Origin of the sequence: Clostridium sp. chh4-2, assembly GCF_002899675.1 — a bacterium.
Lineage (GTDB): Bacteria > Bacillota > Clostridia > Lachnospirales > Lachnospiraceae > CHH4-2.
The window spans coordinates 18,373-38,813 of record NZ_PKUU01000037.1; the positions used below are offsets into that span (position 1 = coordinate 18,373).

General features: G+C 42.4%; 35 protein-coding genes. All 35 read left to right on the plus strand.

The window, feature by feature from the left end; translation table 11 throughout:
• Positions 1 to 6 precede the first annotated feature (6 nt).
• The 35 genes from rpsC to C0033_RS25580 all read left to right on the plus strand — a co-directional run bounded on the left by rpsC (position 7) and on the right by C0033_RS25580 (position 20,348).
• The gene (gene rpsC / locus C0033_RS25410) at positions 7 to 663 is read left to right on the plus strand and encodes a 30S ribosomal protein S3 (protein ID WP_103230659.1); all 657 of its coding nucleotides are present in this window, start codon (positions 7 to 9) and stop codon (positions 661 to 663) included.
• Positions 663 to 1,100 (plus strand): 50S ribosomal protein L16, encoded by a 438-nt coding sequence (rplP, locus tag C0033_RS25415; protein WP_103230660.1) that lies wholly within the window; start codon positions 663 to 665, stop codon positions 1,098 to 1,100. The genes rpsC and rplP overlap by 1 nt, the downstream gene beginning before the upstream one ends.
• Positions 1,090 to 1,296, plus strand: a complete 207-nt coding sequence (gene rpmC / locus C0033_RS25420; RefSeq protein WP_103230661.1) for a 50S ribosomal protein L29 — start codon at positions 1,090 to 1,092, stop codon at positions 1,294 to 1,296. The genes rplP and rpmC overlap by 11 nt, the downstream gene beginning before the upstream one ends.
• Before the next feature lie 23 nt (positions 1,297 to 1,319).
• A complete protein-coding gene (gene rpsQ, locus C0033_RS25425; protein ID WP_180994897.1) occupies positions 1,320 to 1,619 on the plus strand; it encodes a 30S ribosomal protein S17 in 300 nt (99 codons plus the stop codon).
• Between the two features lie 101 nt (positions 1,620 to 1,720).
• Positions 1,721 to 2,089 carry a 50S ribosomal protein L14 gene (rplN, locus tag C0033_RS25430; RefSeq protein WP_103230663.1) on the plus strand — a complete coding sequence of 123 codons (369 nt, stop codon included), beginning with the start codon at positions 1,721 to 1,723 and terminating at the stop codon, positions 2,087 to 2,089.
• A 13-nt stretch (positions 2,090 to 2,102) separates the two neighbouring features.
• Complete coding sequence (gene rplX / locus C0033_RS25435) at positions 2,103 to 2,408, plus strand: 50S ribosomal protein L24 (protein WP_103230664.1); 306 nt, start codon at positions 2,103 to 2,105, stop codon at positions 2,406 to 2,408.
• Positions 2,409 to 2,431: 23 nt separating this feature from the next.
• Positions 2,432 to 2,971 (plus strand): 50S ribosomal protein L5, encoded by a 540-nt coding sequence (gene rplE, locus C0033_RS25440; protein ID WP_103230665.1) that lies wholly within the window; start codon positions 2,432 to 2,434, stop codon positions 2,969 to 2,971.
• Between the two features lie 16 nt (positions 2,972 to 2,987).
• The gene (locus C0033_RS25445; RefSeq protein ID WP_002604691.1) at positions 2,988 to 3,173 is read left to right on the plus strand and encodes a type Z 30S ribosomal protein S14; all 186 of its coding nucleotides are present in this window, start codon (positions 2,988 to 2,990) and stop codon (positions 3,171 to 3,173) included.
• A gap of 23 nt (positions 3,174 to 3,196) precedes the next feature.
• Entirely contained in the window at positions 3,197 to 3,598 is a 402-nt protein-coding gene (rpsH, locus tag C0033_RS25450; protein ID WP_103230666.1) for a 30S ribosomal protein S8, read from the plus strand.
• A gap of 68 nt (positions 3,599 to 3,666) precedes the next feature.
• The gene (rplF, locus tag C0033_RS25455) at positions 3,667 to 4,209 is read left to right on the plus strand and encodes a 50S ribosomal protein L6 (protein WP_103230667.1); all 543 of its coding nucleotides are present in this window, start codon (positions 3,667 to 3,669) and stop codon (positions 4,207 to 4,209) included.
• Between the two features lie 17 nt (positions 4,210 to 4,226).
• The gene (gene rplR, locus C0033_RS25460) at positions 4,227 to 4,595 is read left to right on the plus strand and encodes a 50S ribosomal protein L18 (protein WP_103230668.1); all 369 of its coding nucleotides are present in this window, start codon (positions 4,227 to 4,229) and stop codon (positions 4,593 to 4,595) included.
• 16 nt (positions 4,596 to 4,611) lie between these two features.
• A complete protein-coding gene (rpsE, locus tag C0033_RS25465; RefSeq protein ID WP_103230669.1) occupies positions 4,612 to 5,121 on the plus strand; it encodes a 30S ribosomal protein S5 in 510 nt (169 codons plus the stop codon).
• Between the two features lie 13 nt (positions 5,122 to 5,134).
• Complete coding sequence (gene rpmD, locus C0033_RS25470; RefSeq protein ID WP_103230670.1) at positions 5,135 to 5,317, plus strand: 50S ribosomal protein L30; 183 nt, start codon at positions 5,135 to 5,137, stop codon at positions 5,315 to 5,317.
• A gap of 24 nt (positions 5,318 to 5,341) precedes the next feature.
• Entirely contained in the window at positions 5,342 to 5,782 is a 441-nt protein-coding gene (gene rplO, locus C0033_RS25475) for a 50S ribosomal protein L15 (RefSeq protein ID WP_103230671.1), read from the plus strand.
• Positions 5,782 to 7,119: a preprotein translocase subunit SecY gene (secY, locus tag C0033_RS25480; protein ID WP_103230672.1), complete on the plus strand. Its 1,338-nt coding sequence runs from the start codon at positions 5,782 to 5,784 to the stop codon at positions 7,117 to 7,119. Before rplO ends, secY begins: the two co-directional genes overlap by 1 nt.
• Before the next feature lie 84 nt (positions 7,120 to 7,203).
• Positions 7,204 to 7,848 carry an adenylate kinase gene (locus C0033_RS25485; protein ID WP_103230673.1) on the plus strand — a complete coding sequence of 215 codons (645 nt, stop codon included), beginning with the start codon at positions 7,204 to 7,206 and terminating at the stop codon, positions 7,846 to 7,848.
• Positions 7,849 to 7,850: 2 nt separating this feature from the next.
• Positions 7,851 to 8,621, plus strand: a complete 771-nt coding sequence (map, locus tag C0033_RS25490) for a type I methionyl aminopeptidase (protein WP_103230674.1) — start codon at positions 7,851 to 7,853, stop codon at positions 8,619 to 8,621.
• Positions 8,622 to 8,628: 7 nt separating this feature from the next.
• Positions 8,629 to 8,919 carry a KOW domain-containing RNA-binding protein gene (locus tag C0033_RS25495; RefSeq protein ID WP_347501225.1) on the plus strand — a complete coding sequence of 97 codons (291 nt, stop codon included), beginning with the start codon at positions 8,629 to 8,631 and terminating at the stop codon, positions 8,917 to 8,919.
• Positions 8,898 to 9,116: a translation initiation factor IF-1 gene (gene infA / locus C0033_RS25500; protein WP_006782218.1), complete on the plus strand. Its 219-nt coding sequence runs from the start codon at positions 8,898 to 8,900 to the stop codon at positions 9,114 to 9,116. Before C0033_RS25495 ends, infA begins: the two co-directional genes overlap by 22 nt.
• A 158-nt stretch (positions 9,117 to 9,274) precedes the next feature.
• The gene (rpmJ, locus tag C0033_RS25505; protein ID WP_003497809.1) at positions 9,275 to 9,388 is read left to right on the plus strand and encodes a 50S ribosomal protein L36; all 114 of its coding nucleotides are present in this window, start codon (positions 9,275 to 9,277) and stop codon (positions 9,386 to 9,388) included.
• A gap of 35 nt (positions 9,389 to 9,423) precedes the next feature.
• Positions 9,424 to 9,792, plus strand: coding sequence for a 30S ribosomal protein S13 (gene rpsM / locus C0033_RS25510; protein ID WP_103230676.1), 369 nt, complete (start codon positions 9,424 to 9,426; stop codon positions 9,790 to 9,792).
• Positions 9,793 to 9,882: 90 nt separating this feature from the next.
• Positions 9,883 to 10,284: a 30S ribosomal protein S11 gene (gene rpsK, locus C0033_RS25515; RefSeq protein WP_034859933.1), complete on the plus strand. Its 402-nt coding sequence runs from the start codon at positions 9,883 to 9,885 to the stop codon at positions 10,282 to 10,284.
• Between the two features lie 16 nt (positions 10,285 to 10,300).
• Positions 10,301 to 10,894 carry a 30S ribosomal protein S4 gene (gene rpsD / locus C0033_RS25520; protein ID WP_103230677.1) on the plus strand — a complete coding sequence of 198 codons (594 nt, stop codon included), beginning with the start codon at positions 10,301 to 10,303 and terminating at the stop codon, positions 10,892 to 10,894.
• A gap of 102 nt (positions 10,895 to 10,996) precedes the next feature.
• Positions 10,997 to 11,956, plus strand: coding sequence for a DNA-directed RNA polymerase subunit alpha (locus C0033_RS25525; RefSeq protein WP_103230678.1), 960 nt, complete (start codon positions 10,997 to 10,999; stop codon positions 11,954 to 11,956).
• A gap of 80 nt (positions 11,957 to 12,036) precedes the next feature.
• Positions 12,037 to 12,573, plus strand: coding sequence for a L17 family ribosomal protein (locus C0033_RS25530; RefSeq protein ID WP_103230679.1), 537 nt, complete (start codon positions 12,037 to 12,039; stop codon positions 12,571 to 12,573).
• Between the two features lie 250 nt (positions 12,574 to 12,823).
• On the plus strand, positions 12,824 to 14,062 hold the full coding sequence (locus tag C0033_RS25535) for an N-acetylmuramoyl-L-alanine amidase family protein (protein WP_103230680.1): 1,239 nt from the start codon (positions 12,824 to 12,826) through the stop codon (positions 14,060 to 14,062).
• A gap of 18 nt (positions 14,063 to 14,080) precedes the next feature.
• Entirely contained in the window at positions 14,081 to 14,830 is a 750-nt protein-coding gene (locus C0033_RS25540; RefSeq protein WP_103230681.1) for an N-acetylmuramoyl-L-alanine amidase family protein, read from the plus strand.
• 138 nt (positions 14,831 to 14,968) lie between these two features.
• Positions 14,969 to 15,883, plus strand: a complete 915-nt coding sequence (locus C0033_RS25545; protein ID WP_103230682.1) for an energy-coupling factor transporter ATPase — start codon at positions 14,969 to 14,971, stop codon at positions 15,881 to 15,883.
• The gene (locus tag C0033_RS25550; protein WP_103230683.1) at positions 15,867 to 16,715 is read left to right on the plus strand and encodes an energy-coupling factor transporter ATPase; all 849 of its coding nucleotides are present in this window, start codon (positions 15,867 to 15,869) and stop codon (positions 16,713 to 16,715) included. The genes C0033_RS25545 and C0033_RS25550 overlap by 17 nt, the downstream gene beginning before the upstream one ends.
• Before the next feature lie 9 nt (positions 16,716 to 16,724).
• A complete protein-coding gene (locus C0033_RS25555; protein ID WP_103230684.1) occupies positions 16,725 to 17,528 on the plus strand; it encodes an energy-coupling factor transporter transmembrane component T in 804 nt (267 codons plus the stop codon).
• Positions 17,525 to 18,643 (plus strand): tRNA pseudouridine(38-40) synthase TruA, encoded by a 1,119-nt coding sequence (truA, locus tag C0033_RS25560; protein ID WP_103230685.1) that lies wholly within the window; start codon positions 17,525 to 17,527, stop codon positions 18,641 to 18,643. The genes C0033_RS25555 and truA overlap by 4 nt, the downstream gene beginning before the upstream one ends.
• 149 nt (positions 18,644 to 18,792) lie before the next feature.
• Complete coding sequence (rplM, locus tag C0033_RS25565; protein ID WP_103230686.1) at positions 18,793 to 19,227, plus strand: 50S ribosomal protein L13; 435 nt, start codon at positions 18,793 to 18,795, stop codon at positions 19,225 to 19,227.
• Between the two features lie 28 nt (positions 19,228 to 19,255).
• Positions 19,256 to 19,648 carry a 30S ribosomal protein S9 gene (gene rpsI / locus C0033_RS25570; protein ID WP_103230687.1) on the plus strand — a complete coding sequence of 131 codons (393 nt, stop codon included), beginning with the start codon at positions 19,256 to 19,258 and terminating at the stop codon, positions 19,646 to 19,648.
• A gap of 146 nt (positions 19,649 to 19,794) precedes the next feature.
• Positions 19,795 to 20,055 carry a DUF4160 domain-containing protein gene (locus C0033_RS25575; RefSeq protein ID WP_103230688.1) on the plus strand — a complete coding sequence of 87 codons (261 nt, stop codon included), beginning with the start codon at positions 19,795 to 19,797 and terminating at the stop codon, positions 20,053 to 20,055.
• Between the two features lie 17 nt (positions 20,056 to 20,072).
• Positions 20,073 to 20,348 (plus strand): DUF2442 domain-containing protein, encoded by a 276-nt coding sequence (locus C0033_RS25580; protein WP_103230689.1) that lies wholly within the window; start codon positions 20,073 to 20,075, stop codon positions 20,346 to 20,348.
• Positions 20,349 to 20,441: the final 93 nt, after the last annotated feature.

Here is a 20,441-nt window from a genome sequence, read left to right on the forward strand (position 1 = left end):
GCAAATATGGGACAGAAAGTTAATCCACACGGCTTAAGAGTCGGTGTTATTAAAGACTGGGACTCCAAATGGTATGCTGAAGCTGATTTCGCTGATTGTTTAGTAGAAGATTACAACATCCGTACATTTTTAAAGAAGAGACTGTACAGCGCTGGAATTTCTAAAATCGAAATCGAAAGAGCATCTGACAGAGTTAAAGTTATCATTTATACAGCAAAACCTGGCGTTGTTATCGGCAAGGGCGGAGCTGAAATTGAAAAATTAAAAGCAGAAGTTCAGAAATTAACAGATAAGAAATTATTCGTTGATATCAAAGAAATCAAGAGACCGGATAAGGATGCTCAGTTAGTAGCAGAATCTATCGCACAGCAGCTGGAGAACCGTGTATCTTTCAGACGTGCCATGAAGTCTACTATGGGACGTTCAATGAAAGCCGGAATTAAAGGTATTAAGACTGCAGTTGCAGGTCGTCTTGGCGGTGCTGATATGGCTCGTACTGAGTTCTATAGCGAAGGAACAATCCCGCTTCAGACATTAAGAGCAGATATTGACTATGGTTTCGCAGAGGCAGATACAACCTACGGCAAATTAGGCGTTAAGGTTTGGATCTACAAAGGCGAAGTTCTTCCTACTAAAGGAAACAAGGAAGGGAGCGATAAATAATGTTAATGCCTAAGAGAGTTAAGCGTCGTAAACAGTTCCGTGGAAACATGGCAGGAAAAGCACTTAGAGGTAATACAATTTCTAACGGTGAATACGGTTTAGTCGCTACAGAACCATGTTGGATCAAATCCAATCAGATCGAAGCAGCCCGTGTTGCTATGACTCGTTATATCAAACGTGGTGGTAAAGTTTGGATTAAAATATTCCCAGATAAACCTGTAACAGCAAAACCAGCAGAAACCCGTATGGGTTCCGGTAAAGGCGCTCTTGAATATTGGGTAGCAGTAGTTAAACCGGGCCGTGTTATGTTTGAAATCGCTGGTGTACCAGAGGATGTAGCTCGTGAAGCATTACGTCTTGCTATGCATAAATTGCCTTGCAAGTGCAAAATTGCTTCTAAAGCAGATTTAGAAGGCGGTGATAACAGTGAAGACTAATAAATATGTAGAAGATTTAAAGGTGAAATCAGCTGCAGAGTTGAATGAAGAATTAGTAGCTGCTAAGAAAGAACTTTTTAATTTGAGATTCCAGAATGCAACTAACCAATTAGATAACACCAGCAGAATTAAGGAAGTTCGTAAGAACATTGCCAGAATTCAGACTGTTATTACAGAAAAAGCGAAATTGGCATAATTGGAATATAGATTCTATAGCGGATGCGAATAGTCAATATTCGCTATTTGAAAGGAGAAACAGTAGTCGTGGAAAGAAATTTAAGAAAAACACGTACCGGTAAGGTTGTAAGCAACAAGATGGATAAAACAATCGTCGTTGCTATTGAAGACCATGTAAAACATCCTTTATACGGAAAGATCGTGAAAAGATCTATTAAATTAAAAGCGCATGATGAAAAAAATGAATGTGCGATTGGCGATACAGTAAAAGTTATGGAAACAAGACCTTTATCTAAAGATAAAAGATGGAGACTTGTAGAGATTATCGAAAAAGCAAAATAAAGTAAATTTGCTGAGCAAATTTGCGCTGCGCAAACGAAGTAAAGCGGAGTTCGCGTTTCACGTTTATTTTGCAAGGCGAAAACAAGGAAGGAGTATCAGGCATGATTCAGCAGGAAACCAGATTGAGAGTTGCCGATAATACTGGTGCAAAAGAGATCCTTTGTATCCGTGTTTTAGGTGGATCTACAAGAAGATATGCTAATATTGGTGATGTAATCGTTGCTTCTGTTAAAGATGCAACACCAGGTGGTGTTGTAAAAAAAGGTGACGTTGTGAAAGCCGTTGTCGTTCGTACCGTTAAGGGCGCACGTCGTAAAGACGGTTCCTATATTAAGTTCGATGAGAACGCAGCAGTAATAATCAAAGATGACAAGACTCCAAGAGGAACTCGTATCTTTGGACCGGTAGCAAGAGAATTACGTGAGAAACAGTTCATGAAGATTGTCTCTTTAGCACCAGAAGTATTATAAGGAGGTGTCCACTGTGCATAAAATCAAAAAAGATGACTTAGTAAAAGTGATCGCAGGTAAAGATAAAGATAAAACCGGTAAAGTAATTACCGTAAATACCAAAAACGGCACTGTACTGGTTGAAGGATGCAACATGGTAACAAAGCATGCAAAACCAAGCGCAGGCAATCCAAACGGTGGAATCATCCATCAGGAAAGCCCTATCGATATTTCAAATATTATGTTAGTTGTTGATGGCAAAGCAACCAGAGTCGGTTTTGAAGTAAAAGACGGCAAAAAAGTTCGTGTTGCGAAAGCTACCGGCAAAGTAATTGACTAATAGCAGAGAGGAGGAAACACAAGTTGGCTAGATTAAAAGAGATGTATCAAAATGAGATCGTAGAAGCTATGATCAAAAAATTCGGATATAAAAACATCATGGAAGTGCCTAAGTTAGATAAGATTGTTATCAACATGGGTGTTGGTGAAGCTAAAGACAACGCTAAAGTTTTAGACTCTGCTGTTAGAGATATGGAAATCATTTCCGGACAGAAAGCCGTAACAACAAGAGCTAAGAATTCAGTTGCTAACTTCAAAATCAGAGAAGGTATGCCAATCGGATGTAAAGTTACATTACGCGGCGAGAAAATGTATGAATTCGCTGATCGTCTGATCAACCTCGCATTACCTCGTGTACGTGACTTCAGAGGTGTTAACCCTAACGCATTTGACGGCAGAGGAAATTATGCTTTAGGAATTAAAGAGCAGTTGATTTTCCCTGAGATTGAATACGATAAAGTTGACAAAGTAAGAGGTATGGATGTTATTTTCGTAACCACTGCTAAGACAGATGAAGAAGCCCGTGAACTTTTGACATTATTCAATATGCCATTTCAAAAATAGTTAGGAGGAGTATTCCATGGCTAAGACTTCAATGAAAATTAAGCAGCAGCGCCCGGCTAAATTCTCCAGTAGAGAATACAACCGCTGCAGAATTTGTGGCCGTCCACATGCTTATTTAAGAAAATACGGAATCTGCCGTATTTGTTTCCGTGAATTAGCATACAAAGGACAGATACCAGGTGTTAAGAAAGCAAGCTGGTAAGATTAAGGAAGGAGGCAATATCCATGACAATGAGTGATCCAATCGCAGATATGCTTACAAGAATCCGTAATGCAAATACTGCTAAACATGATACAGTAGACGTACCTTCATCCAAGATGAAATTAGCTATCGCTGATATCCTTGTAAAAGAGGGCTATGTTGAGAAATATGATATCGTAGAAGATGGTGCATTCCAGGTAATCCGCATCACATTAAAATACGGTAAAGATAAAAACGAAAAAATTATTTCCGGTATTAAGAGAATTTCTAAACCAGGTCTTCGCGTTTATGCAAACAAAGAAGAGTTACCAAAAGTACTTGGTGGTTTAGGTACAGCTATTCTTTCTACAAACCAGGGCGTTATTACAGATAAAGAAGCACGTCAGTTAGGTGTAGGCGGAGAAGTTCTTGCATTTGTTTGGTAATTATAGGAAGCTGAAAACAGAAGAGACGCAGATGTTTCTTCCGAGAATTTAAGTAGGAGGTAAATGGCATGTCACGTATAGGAAGAATGCCTATCGCGGTTCCGGCAGGAGTAACTGTTACAATCGCAGAGAATAACAAAGTGACTGTAAAAGGTCCTAAGGGAACTCTGGAAAGAGAGTTGCCAATAGAGATGACAATCAAAGAAGAAGATGGTCATATTGTAGTAACCAGACCAAGTGATTTAAAGAAGATGAAATCTTTACATGGTTTAACCAGAACTTTAGTTGCTAACATGATCCACGGTGTTACCGAAGGATATGAGAAAGTACTTGAAGTTAATGGTGTTGGTTACAGAGCACAAAAACAGGGTAAGAAATTAATCCTTTCTCTTGGATATTCTCATCCGGTAGAGATGGAAGATCCGGAAGGTTTAGAGTCTGTTCTGGAAGGACAGAATAAAATCACCATCAAGGGTATTGATAAAGAAAAAGTTGGCCAGTACGCTGCTGAAATCAGAGATAAGAGAAGACCTGAACCATACAAGGGCAAAGGTATTAAGTATGCTGATGAAGTTATCAGACGTAAAGTTGGTAAGACTGGTAAGAAATAATTAAGGAGAGTGTAAAAATGGTTAGTAAACAGTCAAGAAGCGAAATCCGCGCAAAAAAACACGCTAGATTACGTAATCGTTTTGCTGGTACAGCAGAGAGACCACGTTTAGCAGTGTTCAGAAGTAATAATCATATGTATGCTCAAATTATTGACGATACAGTTGGTAATACTTTAGTTTATGCTTCAACAGTTGAAAAAGAAGCAAAAGCAGAATTAGAGAAAACTAATGATGTGGCTGCTGCAGCATACGTAGGTACCTTGATCGCCAAGAGAGCATTAGAAAAAGGCATTAAAAATGTAGTTTTCGATAGAGGCGGCTTCATTTATCAGGGAAAAGTTCAGGCATTAGCAGATGCAGCCCGTGAGGCTGGTCTGGAATTCTAGTAGAGAGGAGAACGGCATGAAACGTACAATTATTGACCCAAGTCAGTTAGAATTAAATGACAAGGTAGTAGCTATTAAGCGTGTATCGAAAACTGTAAAAGGCGGACGTACCATGAGATTCTCTGCTTTAGTAGTAGTAGGCGATGGCAATGGACACGTAGGCGCAGGCCTTGGCAAAGCTGGTGAAGTTCCTGAAGCAATCCGTAAAGGAAAAGAGGCAGCTACCAAGAATCTTGTAGAAATTCCTGTAGATGAAAACAATAGTATTCCACATGATTTCGTTGGTAAATTCGGAAGCGCATCTGTATTATTAAAGAGAGCTCCGGAAGGTACCGGTGTTATCGCAGGAGGTCCTGCCCGTTCCGTATTGGAGCTTGCAGGTATTAAAAACATCCGTACAAAATCTTTAGGATCAAACAACAAGACTAACGTAGTTCTTGCTACGATCGAAGGATTATGTCAGTTGAAAACTCCGGAAGAAGTTGCAAAACTTCGTGGCAAATCTGTAGAAGAGATTTTGGGCTAAGGAGGAGAGAATAATGGCAGAGAAATTAAAAGTTACATTAGTAAAATCCCCAATTGGTGCGATTCCAAAACAGAAAGCAACTGTTGAAGCTTTAGGTTTAAAGAAAGTGAACAAAACAGTTGAACTGCCTGATAACGACGCAGTTAGAGGCATGATCTGGCACGTAAAACATTTGGTTAAAGTAGAAGAGATCTAAAGAAAATAGTAAGGAGGTGCAGTCATGGATTTATCAAATTTACAACCTGCTGAAGGTTCCAAGCACAGCGATAATTTCAGAAGAGGCCGCGGACACGCTTCAGGTAATGGTAAGACAGCTGGTAAAGGACACAAAGGCCAGAAAGCTCGTTCCGGAGCTCCGAGACCAGGCTTCGAAGGTGGTCAGATGCCATTATACAGACGTCTTCCTAAGAGAGGCTTTAAGAATAGAAATACAAAAACTATCGTAGGTATTAACGTAGAAGCATTAGAGAAATTTGAAGACGGCGCAGTAGTTACTGTAGAGTCTTTAATTGAGAGCGGAATCGTTAAAAACCCAAGAGATGGAGTTAAAATTCTTGGAAATGGAGAATTAACCAAAAAGCTCACTGTAAAGGTTGATGCATTCAGTGAAGGTGCAAAATCTAAAATTGAGGCTGTTGGTGGAACCTGCGAGGTGATCTAATGTTAAAAACGCTCCGTAATGCATGGAAAATTAAAGACCTCAGAAAGAAACTGATCTTTACATTTTTAATGCTTATTGTAATAAGGTTTGGCTCTCAGATGCCAATTCCTGGAGTTAACACAACTTATTTTGCAGACTTTTTTGCAAAGCAGAGTGGAGACGCATTCAGCTTCTTTGATGCGATGACTGGCGGTTCCTTTACCTCCATGTCTCTCTTCGCGCTGAGCATTACCCCTTATATCACATCTTCCATCATCATGCAGCTGATGACGATTGCAATTCCTAAATTAGAGGAGATGCAGCGTGACGGCGAAGATGGAAGAAAGAAGATTGCGGAGTATACCCGTTATCTGACTGTTGCTCTCGCTTTAATCCAATCTGTCGCTATGGCGATTGGTTTCGGCGGACAGGGTCTTTTAGTGGATTATAATCTGCAGACCGGTTTGGGAAAAGCCGGTATGGTTATTGTAGCAGTCGCTGCCATGACAGCAGGTAGTGCACTTCTCATGTGGATCGGTGAAAGAATTACTGAAAACGGAGTCGGCAATGGTATTTCAATCGTGCTTTTATTTAATATCATTTCCAGCCTTCCTGATGATGCGGTAATGCTTCATGACCGTTTCCTTAATGGAAAGAAAGTGCCTGTTATCGCTTTGACTGTAATCATTATATTGGCGCTGATTGTAGCCATGGTAGTGTTTGTAATCATTCTTCAGGATGGTGAACGCAGAATACCGGTACAGTATTCGAAGAAGATGGTTGGCAGAAAGATGGTTGGAGGCCAGTCCTCACATATCCCGTTAAAGGTTAATACCGCTGGTGTTATCCCGGTAATCTTCGCATCTTCCATTATGTCGTTCCCGGTAGTTATCGCACAGTTTTTCCACCCGGATTATACAACGTTCGGAGGAAAGATTCTGGTGATGCTGAATTCATCATCTTGGTTTAAAGCTGAGTCACCTGCCAATTCCATTGGTTTAGTTATTTACATTGCATTGATCGTTGTTTTTGCGTATTTCTACACATCAATCACGTTCAATCCGCTGGAAGTTGCTAACAACATGAAAAAGCAGGGGGGTTTCATCCCTGGTATTCGTCCGGGTAAGCCAACCTCAGATTATTTGAACCGGATTTTAAATTATATTGTTTTTATCGGCGCATGTGGTTTAACAATCGTATGTGTTATACCGATCGCGATATCCGGCATATTCAGCGTAAGCCGTTTATCCTTCGGCGGAACATCACTGATCATTATCGTCGGTGTTGTACTGGAAACATTAAAAGCAATCGAATCCCAGATGCTTGTTCGCAACTATAAGGGATTTTTAAATGACTAAGCATGGAATCCGGCTTTTTGCCGGATTCATTTGCCTTGGTGGGAATTGATTTCCCACGGGGAATTAGAATAGGAGGACAACCTTATGAAAATTATCATGTTAGGCGCTCCTGGAGCTGGTAAGGGTACCCAGGCGAAGAAAATTGCAGAAAAGTATCACATTCCACACATCTCTACCGGAGATATATTCAGAGCGAATATCAAAGGCGGTACGGAGCTGGGAATGAAGGCAAAAGCATTTATGGATCAGGGACAGCTGGTGCCGGACGAGATTACGATCGGCATGCTGATGGACCGTATTCAGGAAGCTGATTGTGCGGACGGCTATGTTTTGGATGGATTTCCAAGAACCATTCCACAGGCAGAAAGCCTTACAAGCGCTTTAAAAGTGCGTGGGGAATCTGTTGACTTTGCAGTCAATGTGGATGTGCCGGATGAAAATATTGTAAACAGAATGTCAGGCAGAAGAGCATGTGTATCCTGCGGAGCTACATACCATATCGTGTATAACCCTCCGAAACAGGAAGGCATCTGTGATGTTTGCGGCGAGAAACTGGTGTTAAGAGACGATGATAAGCCTGAAACCGTTCAGAAACGTTTAAGCGTATATCATGATCAGACCCAGCCGCTGATTGAATATTACAATGCTGCAGGTGTTTTAGCTAATGTTGACGGCACACAGGACATGGAAAAAGTATTCCAGGATATTGTGTCCGTTTTAGGTGATTGATTATGTCAGTATCTATTAAATCTGCAAGAGAAATTGAACTGATGAGGGAAGCAGGACGTATTCTTGCCATCACTCATGAAGAACTGCGCAAAGCCCTTAAACCGGGGATGTCCACCATGGATGTCGACAGGCTGGGCGAAGAGATTATCCGAAGCTACGGATGTATTCCTTCCTTTAAGAATTACAATGGTTATCCGGCGTCGATCTGCGTTTCGGTCAACGACGAAGTGGTCCATGGTATTCCTAATAAGAAGCATATCATTCAGGAAGGGGATATTGTCAGTCTGGATGCAGGTGTAATCTATAAAGGTTACCATTCCGACGCGGCAAGAACCCATGGAGTCGGTGAAATCAGCCCGGAAGCAAAGAAATTAATCGAAGTTACGAGACAAAGTTTCTTTGAAGGGATTAAATATGCAAAAGTTGGCAATCATTTAAATGATATTTCTTCCGCAATCCAGGCTTACGCGGAACGTTTTGGCTACGGCGTAGTCAGAGATCTGGTAGGTCATGGGATAGGAGAGCATCTTCATGAGGACCCGGAAGTTCCTAATTTTGCCCAGAGACGAAAAGGCATAAAACTTCAAGCTGGTATGACCCTGGCCATTGAACCCATGATTAACTCAGGCGGTTATGATGTGGCATGGCTGGATGATGATTGGACAGTTGTGACAGATGACGGTTCGTTATCAGCTCATTATGAAAATACAGTCCTCATAACTGAGGATGGTCCCGAGATTTTATCCATGCTCGAATCCGACAAACAGGAGTGAAAAGATGATGGCTTATGAGATAGGCAGTCTGGTAAGATCCCTGGCAGGTCATGATAAAGACGAACTTTTTATCATAATACAGGAGAGCAAAGAATATGTTTATCTAGTGGACGGAAAATACCGGACCCTGGAAAAACCCAAGTGCAAGAAAAAAAAGCACCTGCAGCCCATTCATGAAAAAGATGAAACCTTAAATAAGAAGCTGATAGATGGAGAACATGTGACAAATGAAGAAATCAAATATTTCATCAAATGTTACAAGAGGAGGAAAACAATATGTCAAAAGCAGATGTTATAGAGATTGAAGGAGTCGTAGTTGAAAAATTACCGAATGCAATGTTTCAGGTAGAATTGGAAAACGGACACCAGGTTTTAGCACATATCAGTGGTAAACTTCGTATGAACTATATTAAGATATTACCAGGCGATAAAGTAACAATTGAACTGTCCCCATATGACCTTTCAAAAGGAAGAATCATCTGGAGAGATAAATAAAACAAAGTATAAAAAATACTTGCATTATAAGGAAAATAGTGTTATAATGCTCTAGCGACTTTGTTGAAATACTGGGTGGAGTTTGCCCAAAAGCATCTTGCCCGGTTGTACCTATATATCTAATTATTTTAGGTATATATTAGGAAAGGAGAATCACTGTGAAGGTTAGATCATCAGTAAAACCGATTTGCGAAAAGTGCAAAATCATCAAGCGTAAAGGCAGTATCAGAGTAATCTGTGAAAATCCTAAGCACAAACAGAGACAAGGTTAAGAAACAGAAAAAAATTTAGGAGGTGTACTACACACATGGCTCGTATTTCAGGTGTTGATTTACCAAGAGAAAAACGTGTTGAAATCGGCTTAACTTACATCTACGGAATTGGTAGAACAAGTTCAAACCGTATTCTTGCAGAAGCTGGCGTTAATCCTGACACTCGTGTTAAGGACTTAACAGATGACGAAGTAAAGAAGATCGCATCAATCATTGCTGACTCTCAGATGGTGGAAGGTGATTTACGTAGAGAAATCGCTATGAACATCAAGAGACTTCAGGAAATTGGATGCTATCGTGGAATTCGTCATAGAAAAAGCCTTCCAGTCCGTGGTCAGAAGACTAAGACAAATGCAAGAACCCGCAAAGGTCCTCGTAAGACTGTAGCGAATAAGAAGAAATAAGACACTAATAAACAATTAAGAATCACGTTGCATGTTTTAAAAACAGGAAACTGTATGATTCAAGATTTGAAGAAAGTAGGTTAGTTTAAAATGGCTAAAAAAATGTCCACTACTAAAAAAGTGACAAAAAAGCGTGTAAAGAAAAACGTTGAACGCGGACAAGCACATATCCAGTCATCTTTTAACAATACAATTGTTACATTAACAGATGCACAGGGTAACGCATTATCATGGGCAAGTGCTGGTGGTCTGGGATTTAGAGGTTCAAGGAAATCTACTCCATATGCAGCTCAGATGGCTGCTGAAACTGCTACCAAGGCAGCGTTAGTACATGGTTTAAAATCTGTAGACGTTATGGTTAAAGGACCTGGTTCAGGCCGTGAAGCAGCGATCCGTGCACTTTCCGCATGCGGCTTAGAAGTAACTAGTATTAAGGATGTAACTCCGGTTCCACATAACGGATGTCGTCCACCAAAACGTAGAAGAGTTTAATAGGAGGTACTAAACAGTGGCAGTTGATAGAGTTCCTGTTCTTAAAAGATGTAGATCTCTTGGCTTAGATCCAATTTATTTAGGAATAGATAAAAAATCAAACAGAGAATTAAAAAGAGCTAACAGAAAGATGAGCGAGTACGGCCTTCAGTTAAGAGAAAAACAGAAAGCTAAATTCATCTATGGTGTGTTAGAAAAACCTTTTAGAAACTACTATGCAAAAGCATCCAAGATGGATGGTATGGTAGGTCAGAACCTGATGATCCTTCTGGAAAGAAGACTTGACAATGTTGTTTTCCGTATGGGATTCGGCAGAACAAGAAGAGAAACCAGACAGATTGTAGACCACAAGCACGTTCTTGTTAACGGCAAGTGCGTAAACATCCCATCTTACTTAGTAAAAGCTGGCGATGTAATCGAAATCAAAGAAAAGTGCAAATCTTCTCAGAGATATAAAGATATTTTAGAAGTAACAGCAGGACGCCTGGTACCAGCATGGATCGATGTAGATCAGGAAAACATGCGCGGTACTGTAAAAGAATTACCAACTAGAGATGAGATTGATGTTCCAGTTAACGAAATGCTTATCGTCGAGTTGTACTCTAAATAATCCCTGACGATAGTCCGGCATATATGCTCAGGAAGCGAAGCTTCTTGCAATGGACCGCAGGGATTTTCCCTGCGGTACAATACCCAAAAGGAGGGGCTATTAGTGTTCGATTTTGAAAAACCAAACATTGAGATCGTTGAGATTTCAGAAGATAAGAAATATGGTAAGTTTGTTGTTGAACCACTTGAAAGAGGTTACGGCACTACTTTAGGTAATTCATTAAGGAGAATTATGCTTTCTTCTTTACCGGGTGCTGCTGTCAGTCAAGTGAAAATCGACGGCGTTTTACATGAATTCAGTTCGATTCCGGGCGTTAAGGAAGATGTAACTGAGATCATCATGAACATCAAGAGCTTATCTATAAAAAATACCAGCGATACCAACGAAGCGAAAGTTGCTTATATCGAATTCGAAGGGGAAGGCGTTATCACAGGTGCCGATATCCAGGCAGATCCTGATATTGAGGTGTTAAACCCGGATCAGGTGATCGCTACGTTAAGCGGCGGCGCTGACAGCAAGTTCTATATGGAACTTACCATCACAAAAGGCCGTGGATATGTGAGCGCAGACAAGAACAAGAGCGAAGATCTCCCGATCGGAGTGATCGCAGTTGATTCTATCTATACTCCTGTTGAACGCGTCAACATGACAGTTCAGAACACTCGTGTTGGTCAGGTTACCGATTTCGATAAACTGACACTCGATGTTTATACCAATGGTACTTTAGCTCCTGACGAAGCAGTCAGTCTGGCTGCGAAAGTTCTGAGCGAACACTTGAATTTATTCATTGACCTTTCTGAGAATGCCAAGACTGCAGAAATCATGGTAGAGAAAGAAGACAATGAAAAAGAAAAAGTATTGGAAATGAATATTGATGAGCTGGAACTTTCAGTTCGTTCATATAACTGTTTAAAGAGAGCCGGAATCAATACGGTTGAAGAACTGTGCAACAGAACTTCAGAGGATATGATGAAGGTAAGAAATCTTGGCCGTAAGTCTTTAGAAGAAGTATTGGCTAAGTTGAAAGAACTTGGTCTGCAGTTAAACCCAAGTGATGAGTAACTAATTTATGGATCTACAGCAACCAGTCAGTAAGACCGAAGAAGCGTGGCTGGCTGTTCCACAAATGGAGGAAAGAAACAATGGCAGGATATAGAAAGCTTGGAAAAACTTCAAGCCAGAGAAAAGCATTAATCAGAAGTCAGGTAACCGCTCTGTTATATCATGGAAAGATCGTTACAACTGAAGCAAGAGCAAAAGAAATCCGCAAAGTAGCAGAAGGCCTGATTGCATTAGCTGTTAAAGAGAAAGATAACTTCGAAACCGTTAAAGTTACCGCTAAAGTAGCTCGCAAAGACAAAGACGGCAAGAGAGTGAAAGAAGTTGTTAATGGTAAGAAAGTTACCGTTTACGATGAAGTAGAAAAAGAAATCAAAAAAGACAATCCTTCCAGACTTCATGCAAGAAGACAGATGTTAAAGGTTCTTTACGATGTAACAGAAGTTCCTACAGCAGCTGCCGGAAGAAAGAAAAACACAAAAGCTGTTGATATCCCAGCAAAACTGTTTGATGAAGTTGCACCTAAATACGTTTCCCGTAACGGTGGTTATACCAGAATCGTTAAGATCGGTCAGCGTAAAGGCGACGGAGCAATGGAAGTTTTACTTGAATTAGTATAAGATTTTAGGGGCGGAGAAGCAATTCTCTGCTCCTTTTTGCATTTACGGTACAAGATACAGCGCATGGCGGTCCGGACGGGCTGTAGGGCGTTTTATGGGCTTCTGACAACTGTTTACCACTGTTTGCCATTCGGTTAGAAAGTTGAAAGAATATCGTAAGTTGACGCTTACCATATCCTGAGACTATAATGATAGTAGAAAGAGAGAAACTGTATGTATTATATATATGGTTAGCAGGGGGAGGGATACCATGAAGGGATTAAAGAAGATTATCAGCATTACTATTACGGCGGCGTTATTGGCGGCTGCATTGCCTTTTAGCGCACTTGCAAGCTCTGCGATAACCTCCGTGTCGATTCGTGTGGACAATAATATTGAGCCGGGAGACCGGCTGCCTGATATTACGGTAGAAGACAGATCGGGCGGTGGAGGCGGTTCGGCCGACAGCGGTGATATCGTGGTGAGCACATCCAATTCAAAATATTATATCCGGGATGCGGAATGGGTCACATCATCCAACAGGGATTTAGATGTGGGAGAACAGCCTAAGATGAAGGTTTATATCAGGCCGACAGATTCCGATGATCATTATTTTAAGGGAAGCTATTCATCCAGCAACATTTCCATTAAAAACGGCAGTTATGTCAGCGCGAAGAAGAGCGGAGAGGATCTGGTTGTAACCTTAAAGATCTCAGCCATTGAAGGCACATATGATCCGCCGGAAGACGCTTACTGGAGAGACTCCGGTTATGGAAAGGCCAGATGGAAAGCCGGAGACGTGAGCTCCAATACATTTGACGTCTATCTGTACCGTGGCAGCAGCATTGTTACAAAGCTGGAATCAATTAAAGCAACCTCTTATGATTTTTATCCGTATATGACGAAGGAAGGAACTTATTCCTTTAAAGTGAGGGCGGTGCCCAGTTCAGAGAGTGATAAGAAATACGCTAAGAAAAGCGAATGGACAGAGTCCGATGACATGTATATCAACAAAGAACACGTTTCGGACGGAAGAGGCCAGGGAGTTACCAATGCCGGAACTTCACAGGTTGGCTGGATTCAGCAGAGCGGAACCTGGTATTACAGGTATCCGGACGGTTCCTATCAGAAAAATTCCTGGTTAAAGGTCAATGACAAGTGGTATCTGTTTGACAGCAGCGGCCGCATGCTGACCGGATGGCAGAACCGCAACAACCAGACTTATTTCTTAAACAGCAATGGCGATATGTTTACCGGATGGTTTAAAGACGGCAATAAGTGGTATTATTTTAACCAGAACCAGGGCGATTTTGAAGGCGCTATGGTGAAAAACAGCTGGGTAACGCAGAATGGCAAGACTTATTATATGAACAACGATGGCGTGATGGTGGAAGGCTGGTATGAGATCGCAGGACAGTGGTATTACTTCTATCCCGGCGACGGCAGCAAAGCAGTGAACACCACAATCGATACCTTTTATGTGGACGCCAACGGCGTTTGGATAAGATAAAATAAGGAGATTAAACGCGTGAGACAGAGAGTACAAAATTTGCTTCGGGGGGTTGTACTGAGTGCGTTGATGGTAATTTTAGCTTCGGCTCCTGCTTTTTCGGCGGAGCCGGTGCAGCTGGAAGGCGCTGAGAATACGTGGTGGGAAGATGATACCACGGCGGCGTGGACTTCCGTAAAAAAGGCGAAGCAGTATCAGGTAAGGCTGTATGAGAATGAAGTTTCGGTTGTAAAACTTACGGTGAATACAAACCGGGCGGATTTTAAAGATTATATGCAGGACGGATACCAGTATTATTTTGAAGTCCGCGCTGTGGCTAAGAATTCGGAACAGAGCTATGTAGAAGACGGGCCATGGGTTTCTTCAAAAACAGTGGATATGTCGGACCGCGGCGATACGTCCGGAAGATGGCGCAATTATGCAGACGGCAATAAATACCAGATGGAAGACGGCTCTTTGGCGTCTGACGGCTGGAAGCTGATATCAGGTTCCTGGTATTACTTTGACGGAAACGGCTATTCGAAAACAGGCTGGCTGGAAGACGGCGGCAGCCGCTATTTCCTTTCCGAAGACGGCAGAATGACAAAAGGCTGGAGGGAGATCGGCGGTTATTGGTATTATTTCCAGAAGGACGGAGCCATGTCCGTGGGCTGGGTTCAGCCTGAACCCGGAAAATGGTATTATATGCAGGAAGACGGCACCATGGCCTCAGATGTGACTGTGGATGGATGTCAGTTGGACGTATCGGGCTTGTGGATGCCTTCATAAGAAAAATTGAATGAATAAGTGGAAAATTAAGGAGAGAACGGCGAAAGTCGTTCTCTTTTGCTTGACTGTTGTGTTAATATCAACTAAAATTGAGAAACATAATGGTGAGCAACTTCATGTTAAGAAAAGAGAATGAAAATGGGAATCATAAAAGCCAGTAAATTGATATTCGATTATGTCCGAAGGGACGAAGAAGAAAATATAGAAGAAGTTAACCGGGCCATAGACAAGCTGAACCTGGAGATTGAAGAAGGCACATTTGTGGCGATTCTTGGTCACAATGGATCGGGAAAGTCCACCCTTGCCAAGCAGATCAACGGCATTCTGCTTCCCACCGATGGCACGGTCTGGGTATCCGGCATGGACACCTCAGACGAAAATTCCATCTGGGATGTGAGAAAAACGGCTGGAATGGTATTCCAGAACCCGGACAATCAGATTATCGGAAATATCGTGGAGGAAGATGTGGGATTCGGCCCGGAAAATATCGGGGTGCCCACGGAAGAGATCTGGAAACGGGTGGATGAAAGCTTGGAAGCGGTTGGCATGACCGCATACCGTTTGAAATCACCCAACAAGCTGTCGGGAGGACAGAAACAGCGCGTTGCCATCGCAGGGGTGATGGCCATGAAACCTAAGTGCATTGTCTTAGACGAGCCTACAGCCATGCTGGACCCCAACGGCAGAAAAGAAGTGATACGAACGGTCCGGGAACTGAACAGGAGAGAGAAGATCACAGTTCTTCTGATCACTCATTATATGGAAGAAGTTATCCATGCGGACCGGGTGATCGTGATGGATGAAGGCCGCATTGTGATGGATGGAACGCCTAAGGAAATCTTTTCACGTGTCAGGGAGTTAAAGTCATACCGCCTGGACGTTCCTCAGGTGACGGAATTGGCATATGAGCTGAAAGAGGCTGGAATCGATCTGCCCGACGGTATTTTAAGCCGCAGGGAACTTATGAAGTACCTTCTTCCCATAATAAAAGAGAAGTATCCGGATCAGGTACATCTGGAAGATGGAGTGAAGAACGATGGCAATAAAGGTTGAAAATCTGAATTATATATACGGCCAGGGTACGGCATTTGAACAGTATGCGCTGAAGGATGTGAATTTTGAGATACCCGACGGCCAGTTTGTAGGAATTATAGGGCATACGGGATCGGGAAAATCTACCCTGATCCAGCATTTGAACGGGCTGATAAAGCCCACTTCCGGCCATATCTATTATAACGGCCAGGATATTTATCAGGAGGGATACAGCTTAAAACTGCTCAGAAGCAAGGTTGGGCTGGTATTCCAGTACCCGGAGCATCAGCTGTTTGAGGTTGATGTGTTTTCTGATGTGTGCTACGGGCCTAAGAATCTGGGACTTCCCAAGGAAGAGATTGAGGAACGGGCCAAGGAAGCGCTGACGCTTGTGAATCTGGATGAAAGCCTGTGGAAGCAGTCTCCATTTGAATTGTCGGGAGGGCAGAAGCGGCGTGTGGCAATTGCGGGAGTGATGGCCATGAAGCCTGAGGTTCTGATCCTGGATGAACCGACGGCCGGGCTGGACCCTAAGGGCCGGGATGAGATTCTGGATCAGATTCTGGAACTCCATGACAAAAAGGGAATGACCATTATTCTGGTTTCTCACAGCATGGAGGACATCGCCAGATATGCGGACCGGCTCATGGTGATGAATCAGGGTGAGAAGGTTTATGACGGAACCCCTAAGGAAGTTTTTGAACATTATAAAGAGCTGGAGGCCATAGGTTTGGCGGCTCCTCAGATCACTTATATTGTACATGAACTGAAAGACCACGGGGTGCCCATTGATAATGATATCACTACGGTGGAAGAAGCAAAAGCGGCGATTCTTCGTCTGCTTGGGAAGTAGGAGAAAGCAATGATCAGAGACATTACATTAGGGCAATACTATCCGGTGGATTCGATGCTGCACAGGCTGGACCCCAGAACCAAACTGTTTGGGACGATGGTATTTATCATATCCCTTTTTCTGGCAAATAATATATTCACTTACGCTGCAGCGGCTATCTTTATGGCATCTGCAATTAAACTGTCAAACGTGCCGTTCAAGTTTATGGTGCGGGGATTAAAGGCGGTGATCTTCCTTTTGCTCATCAGCGTCAGCTTTAACCTGTTTTTGACTCCCGGGGAACCCATCGTCTCGTTCTGGATTTTTAAGATATCCTGGGAAGGGATCAGAACCGCCGCATTTATGGGGCTGAGACTGATCTTTTTGGTAGTCGGGTCTTCGGTGATGACGCTGACTACGACGCCTAATGAGCTGACGGACGGGCTGGAAAAGAGTCTGGGATTTTTAAATAAGATTAAAGTTCCGGTGCACGAGGTATCCATGATGATGTCCATCGCTCTTCGTTTTATACCGATTCTGATCGAGGAGACGGACAAGATTATGAAAGCCCAGATGGCGAGGGGAGCTGATTTCGAGAGCGGCAATCTGATACAAAAGGCGAAGAACATGGTGCCGCTTCTGGTGCCGCTGTTTATCTCCGCTTTCCGCCGTGCCACCGATCTGGCTATGGCTATGGAAGCCAGGTGCTACCGGGGCGGCGAAGGGCGGACGAAGATGAAGCCGTTACATTATAACAGGGCCGACCGTTTTGCATATGTGATCTATGCGGCATATCTGGCGGCGCTTATTGGTCTGCGCAGGGTGGTTTTATGAAACGTGTGAGAATTATTGTGTCCTATGACGGGACAAATTACTGCGGCTGGCAGCTGCAGCCCAATGGAATAACAATCGAGGAGGTGCTGAATAAGCATCTCTCAGCGCTTTTAAGGGAAGAAATTACCGTAATCGGGGCCAGCAGGACGGATTCCGGTGTGCACGCCATGGGAAATGTGGCCGTATTCGATACGGAGAACCGGATGCCGGCGGATAAGATCTGTTTTGCGCTGAACCAGCGTCTGCCTGAGGACATCCGCATTCAGAAATCAGAAGAAGTTCCGTTAGAATGGCACCCCAGAAAATGCAACTGTACCAAAACCTATGAATATAAGATTTTAAACCGCAAGATCGATATGCCGGTCAGCCGTCTGTATTCCCATTTCTGCTATTTTCCATTGGATGTGGAGAAGATGAAGGAAGCGGCCGGGTACATCGTCGGAGAGCATGATTTTAAAAGTTTCTGCACGGTCCGCTCCCAGGCGGAGGAGACGGTGAGAACGGTCTACAGCCTGGATCTGGACCGGAGGGATGATATGATCACCATAAGGATCAGCGGCAGCGGTTTCCTCTATAATATGGTAAGAATCATTGCGGGAACCCTGATGAAGGTGGGAATGGGCGTTTATCCGCCGGAATATGTGGAAACCATTATCGATGCCAGGGACCGCCAGAAGGCCGGGCCGAAAGTGCCTGCAAAGGGCCTGACTCTTGTCAGCCTGGAATATGAGACAGAGCTTCCCAAATGGCTGGGTGGAGAGAATAAATTCTGGAGTTTTGCCACTCTGCAGTCTCATATAAAGGAAGATAAGACCGCATTTTTGCTGATAAAAAGATGTGTGGATGAAGACTTTGCGGGAGTTATAAGAAGGAATATCCATCAGGCGGTCCGCAATGGGGCGGAAGTAGTCTACGTGGCGGATCTGGAGAAGGACCGGCTGAAAGCAGGGGATGTTTACGGCTTTTATACGATAGAGGAACCTGAGGACTGCCAGAAGCCGGTATCCATGCTGACGGCAGAGGAACTGGATGAGATATCGGAAATTTGCGGCGGGTCTGCCGGTGGCCCGGGGCTGCAAAACATAGCAAAAAAACTGAAAAAGTGCGTAAAATAGGGCAGAAATGGGTTGACACACGGGGCAGAGTGTAATATAATATAAAACTGTGACGTTAGATTGAAGTGTCTATAGCCAAAGCCCCGGTGTAAGACATTTTCAGATATAAAGTTAGCAGATAACAGTTGATTTTTATAGGAGGTTAACCAATGAAGAGTTTTATGGCTAGTCCAGCAACAATTGAAAGAAAATGGTACGTAGTTGACGCTACAGGATATACATTAGGACGTTTGGCATCAGAAGTAGCTAAGGTTTTAAGAGGAAAGAATAAACCGATCTTTACACCACACATGGACTGCGGCGATTATGTAATCGTTGTTAATGCAGATCAGGTAAAAGTTACAGGTAAGAAGTTAGATCAGAAGATCTATTACAATCACTCAGATTACGTTGGTGGTATGAAAGAAACTACTTTACGTGAAATGATGGCTAAAAAGCCGGAAAAAGTTATGGAATTAGCAGTTAAGGGTATGCTTCCAAAGGGACCTTTAGGAAGAAGTATGATCACAAAACTTCATGTTTATGCAGGACCAGAGCATGATCAGGCTGCTCAGAAACCAGAAGTTTTAGAAATCAAATTTTAATTAAAGGTGCTGAAAGGAGGAAGTAATCATGGCAAATTCAAAATTTTACGGAACAGGCAGAAGAAAAAAATCTATCGCTAGAGTATATTTAGTACCAGGTACAGGCAAAATCACAATCAATAAGAGAGACATTGATGAATATCTTGGTCTTGAAACATTAAAGGTTGTAGTTCGTCAGCCGCTTGTTGCTACAGAGACAAATGATAAATTCGACGTATTGGTTAATGTTCACGGTGGCGGATTCACCGGACAGGCTGGTGCAATCAGACATGGTATCTCAAGAGCTTTATTACAGGCAGACACAGATTTCCGTCCGATCCTTAAAAAAGCCGGCTATTTAACAAGAGACCCAAGAATGAAAGAAAGAAAGAAATACGGCTTAAAGGCTGCTCGTCGTGCACCACAGTTCTCAAAGAGATAAGAAACCGAATATATTTATTATATGGAAAACCCACAGACATCAAGTTTGTGGGTTTTTTTGTAGAGATAACTGTGGTATACTTATATTGTCAACAATATGTATTGTTAAGAATATATATTAAAGAATGAAATGAGGAGGAATATTTAATGCCAGAAATATCGTTATTTTATGGAATCAGGGTGACAATGTATTATGATGATCACAATCCACCGCATTTTCATGCAGAGTATAATGGAAACAAAGCAATAGTGGAAATAGATGGGGTAAGAGTAATAAAAGGTGCCCTGCCGTCAAAGCAATTAAAGTTAATTTTAGCATGGTGCGTTTTACATCAAGATGAATTGATGCAGAATTGGGAACTATCCAAAGATGGCAAACCATTAAACAGAATAAATCCTTTAGTATAGTGATGGGAGGTGGTTATATGTTTCCTAAAGTAGTACAGGTGATACCAATGAAAGATTATTCAGTATATGTATATTTTGATGATGGAAAGATAGTTTGTTATGATATGTCTGTCATGGTTGAAAAAGAAGTATTCCGACCATTAAAAGATCTCGATGTTTTTATAGATACCTGTACAGTAATGAATGATACTCTTGCATGGGATATCTGCAAAAACCGGGATACTACTATGTGTTTGGATATTGACCCGGATACATTATATGAACTACCGATTGCAAAGGAAAAGATAGCATAATATATGCTAAGAAAATGGTCTGTGCATATATAAAAATCTGTAAGCAATTAACACGTAACTGATAAAATGCTGGAAATTGTCAAGATTCGGACA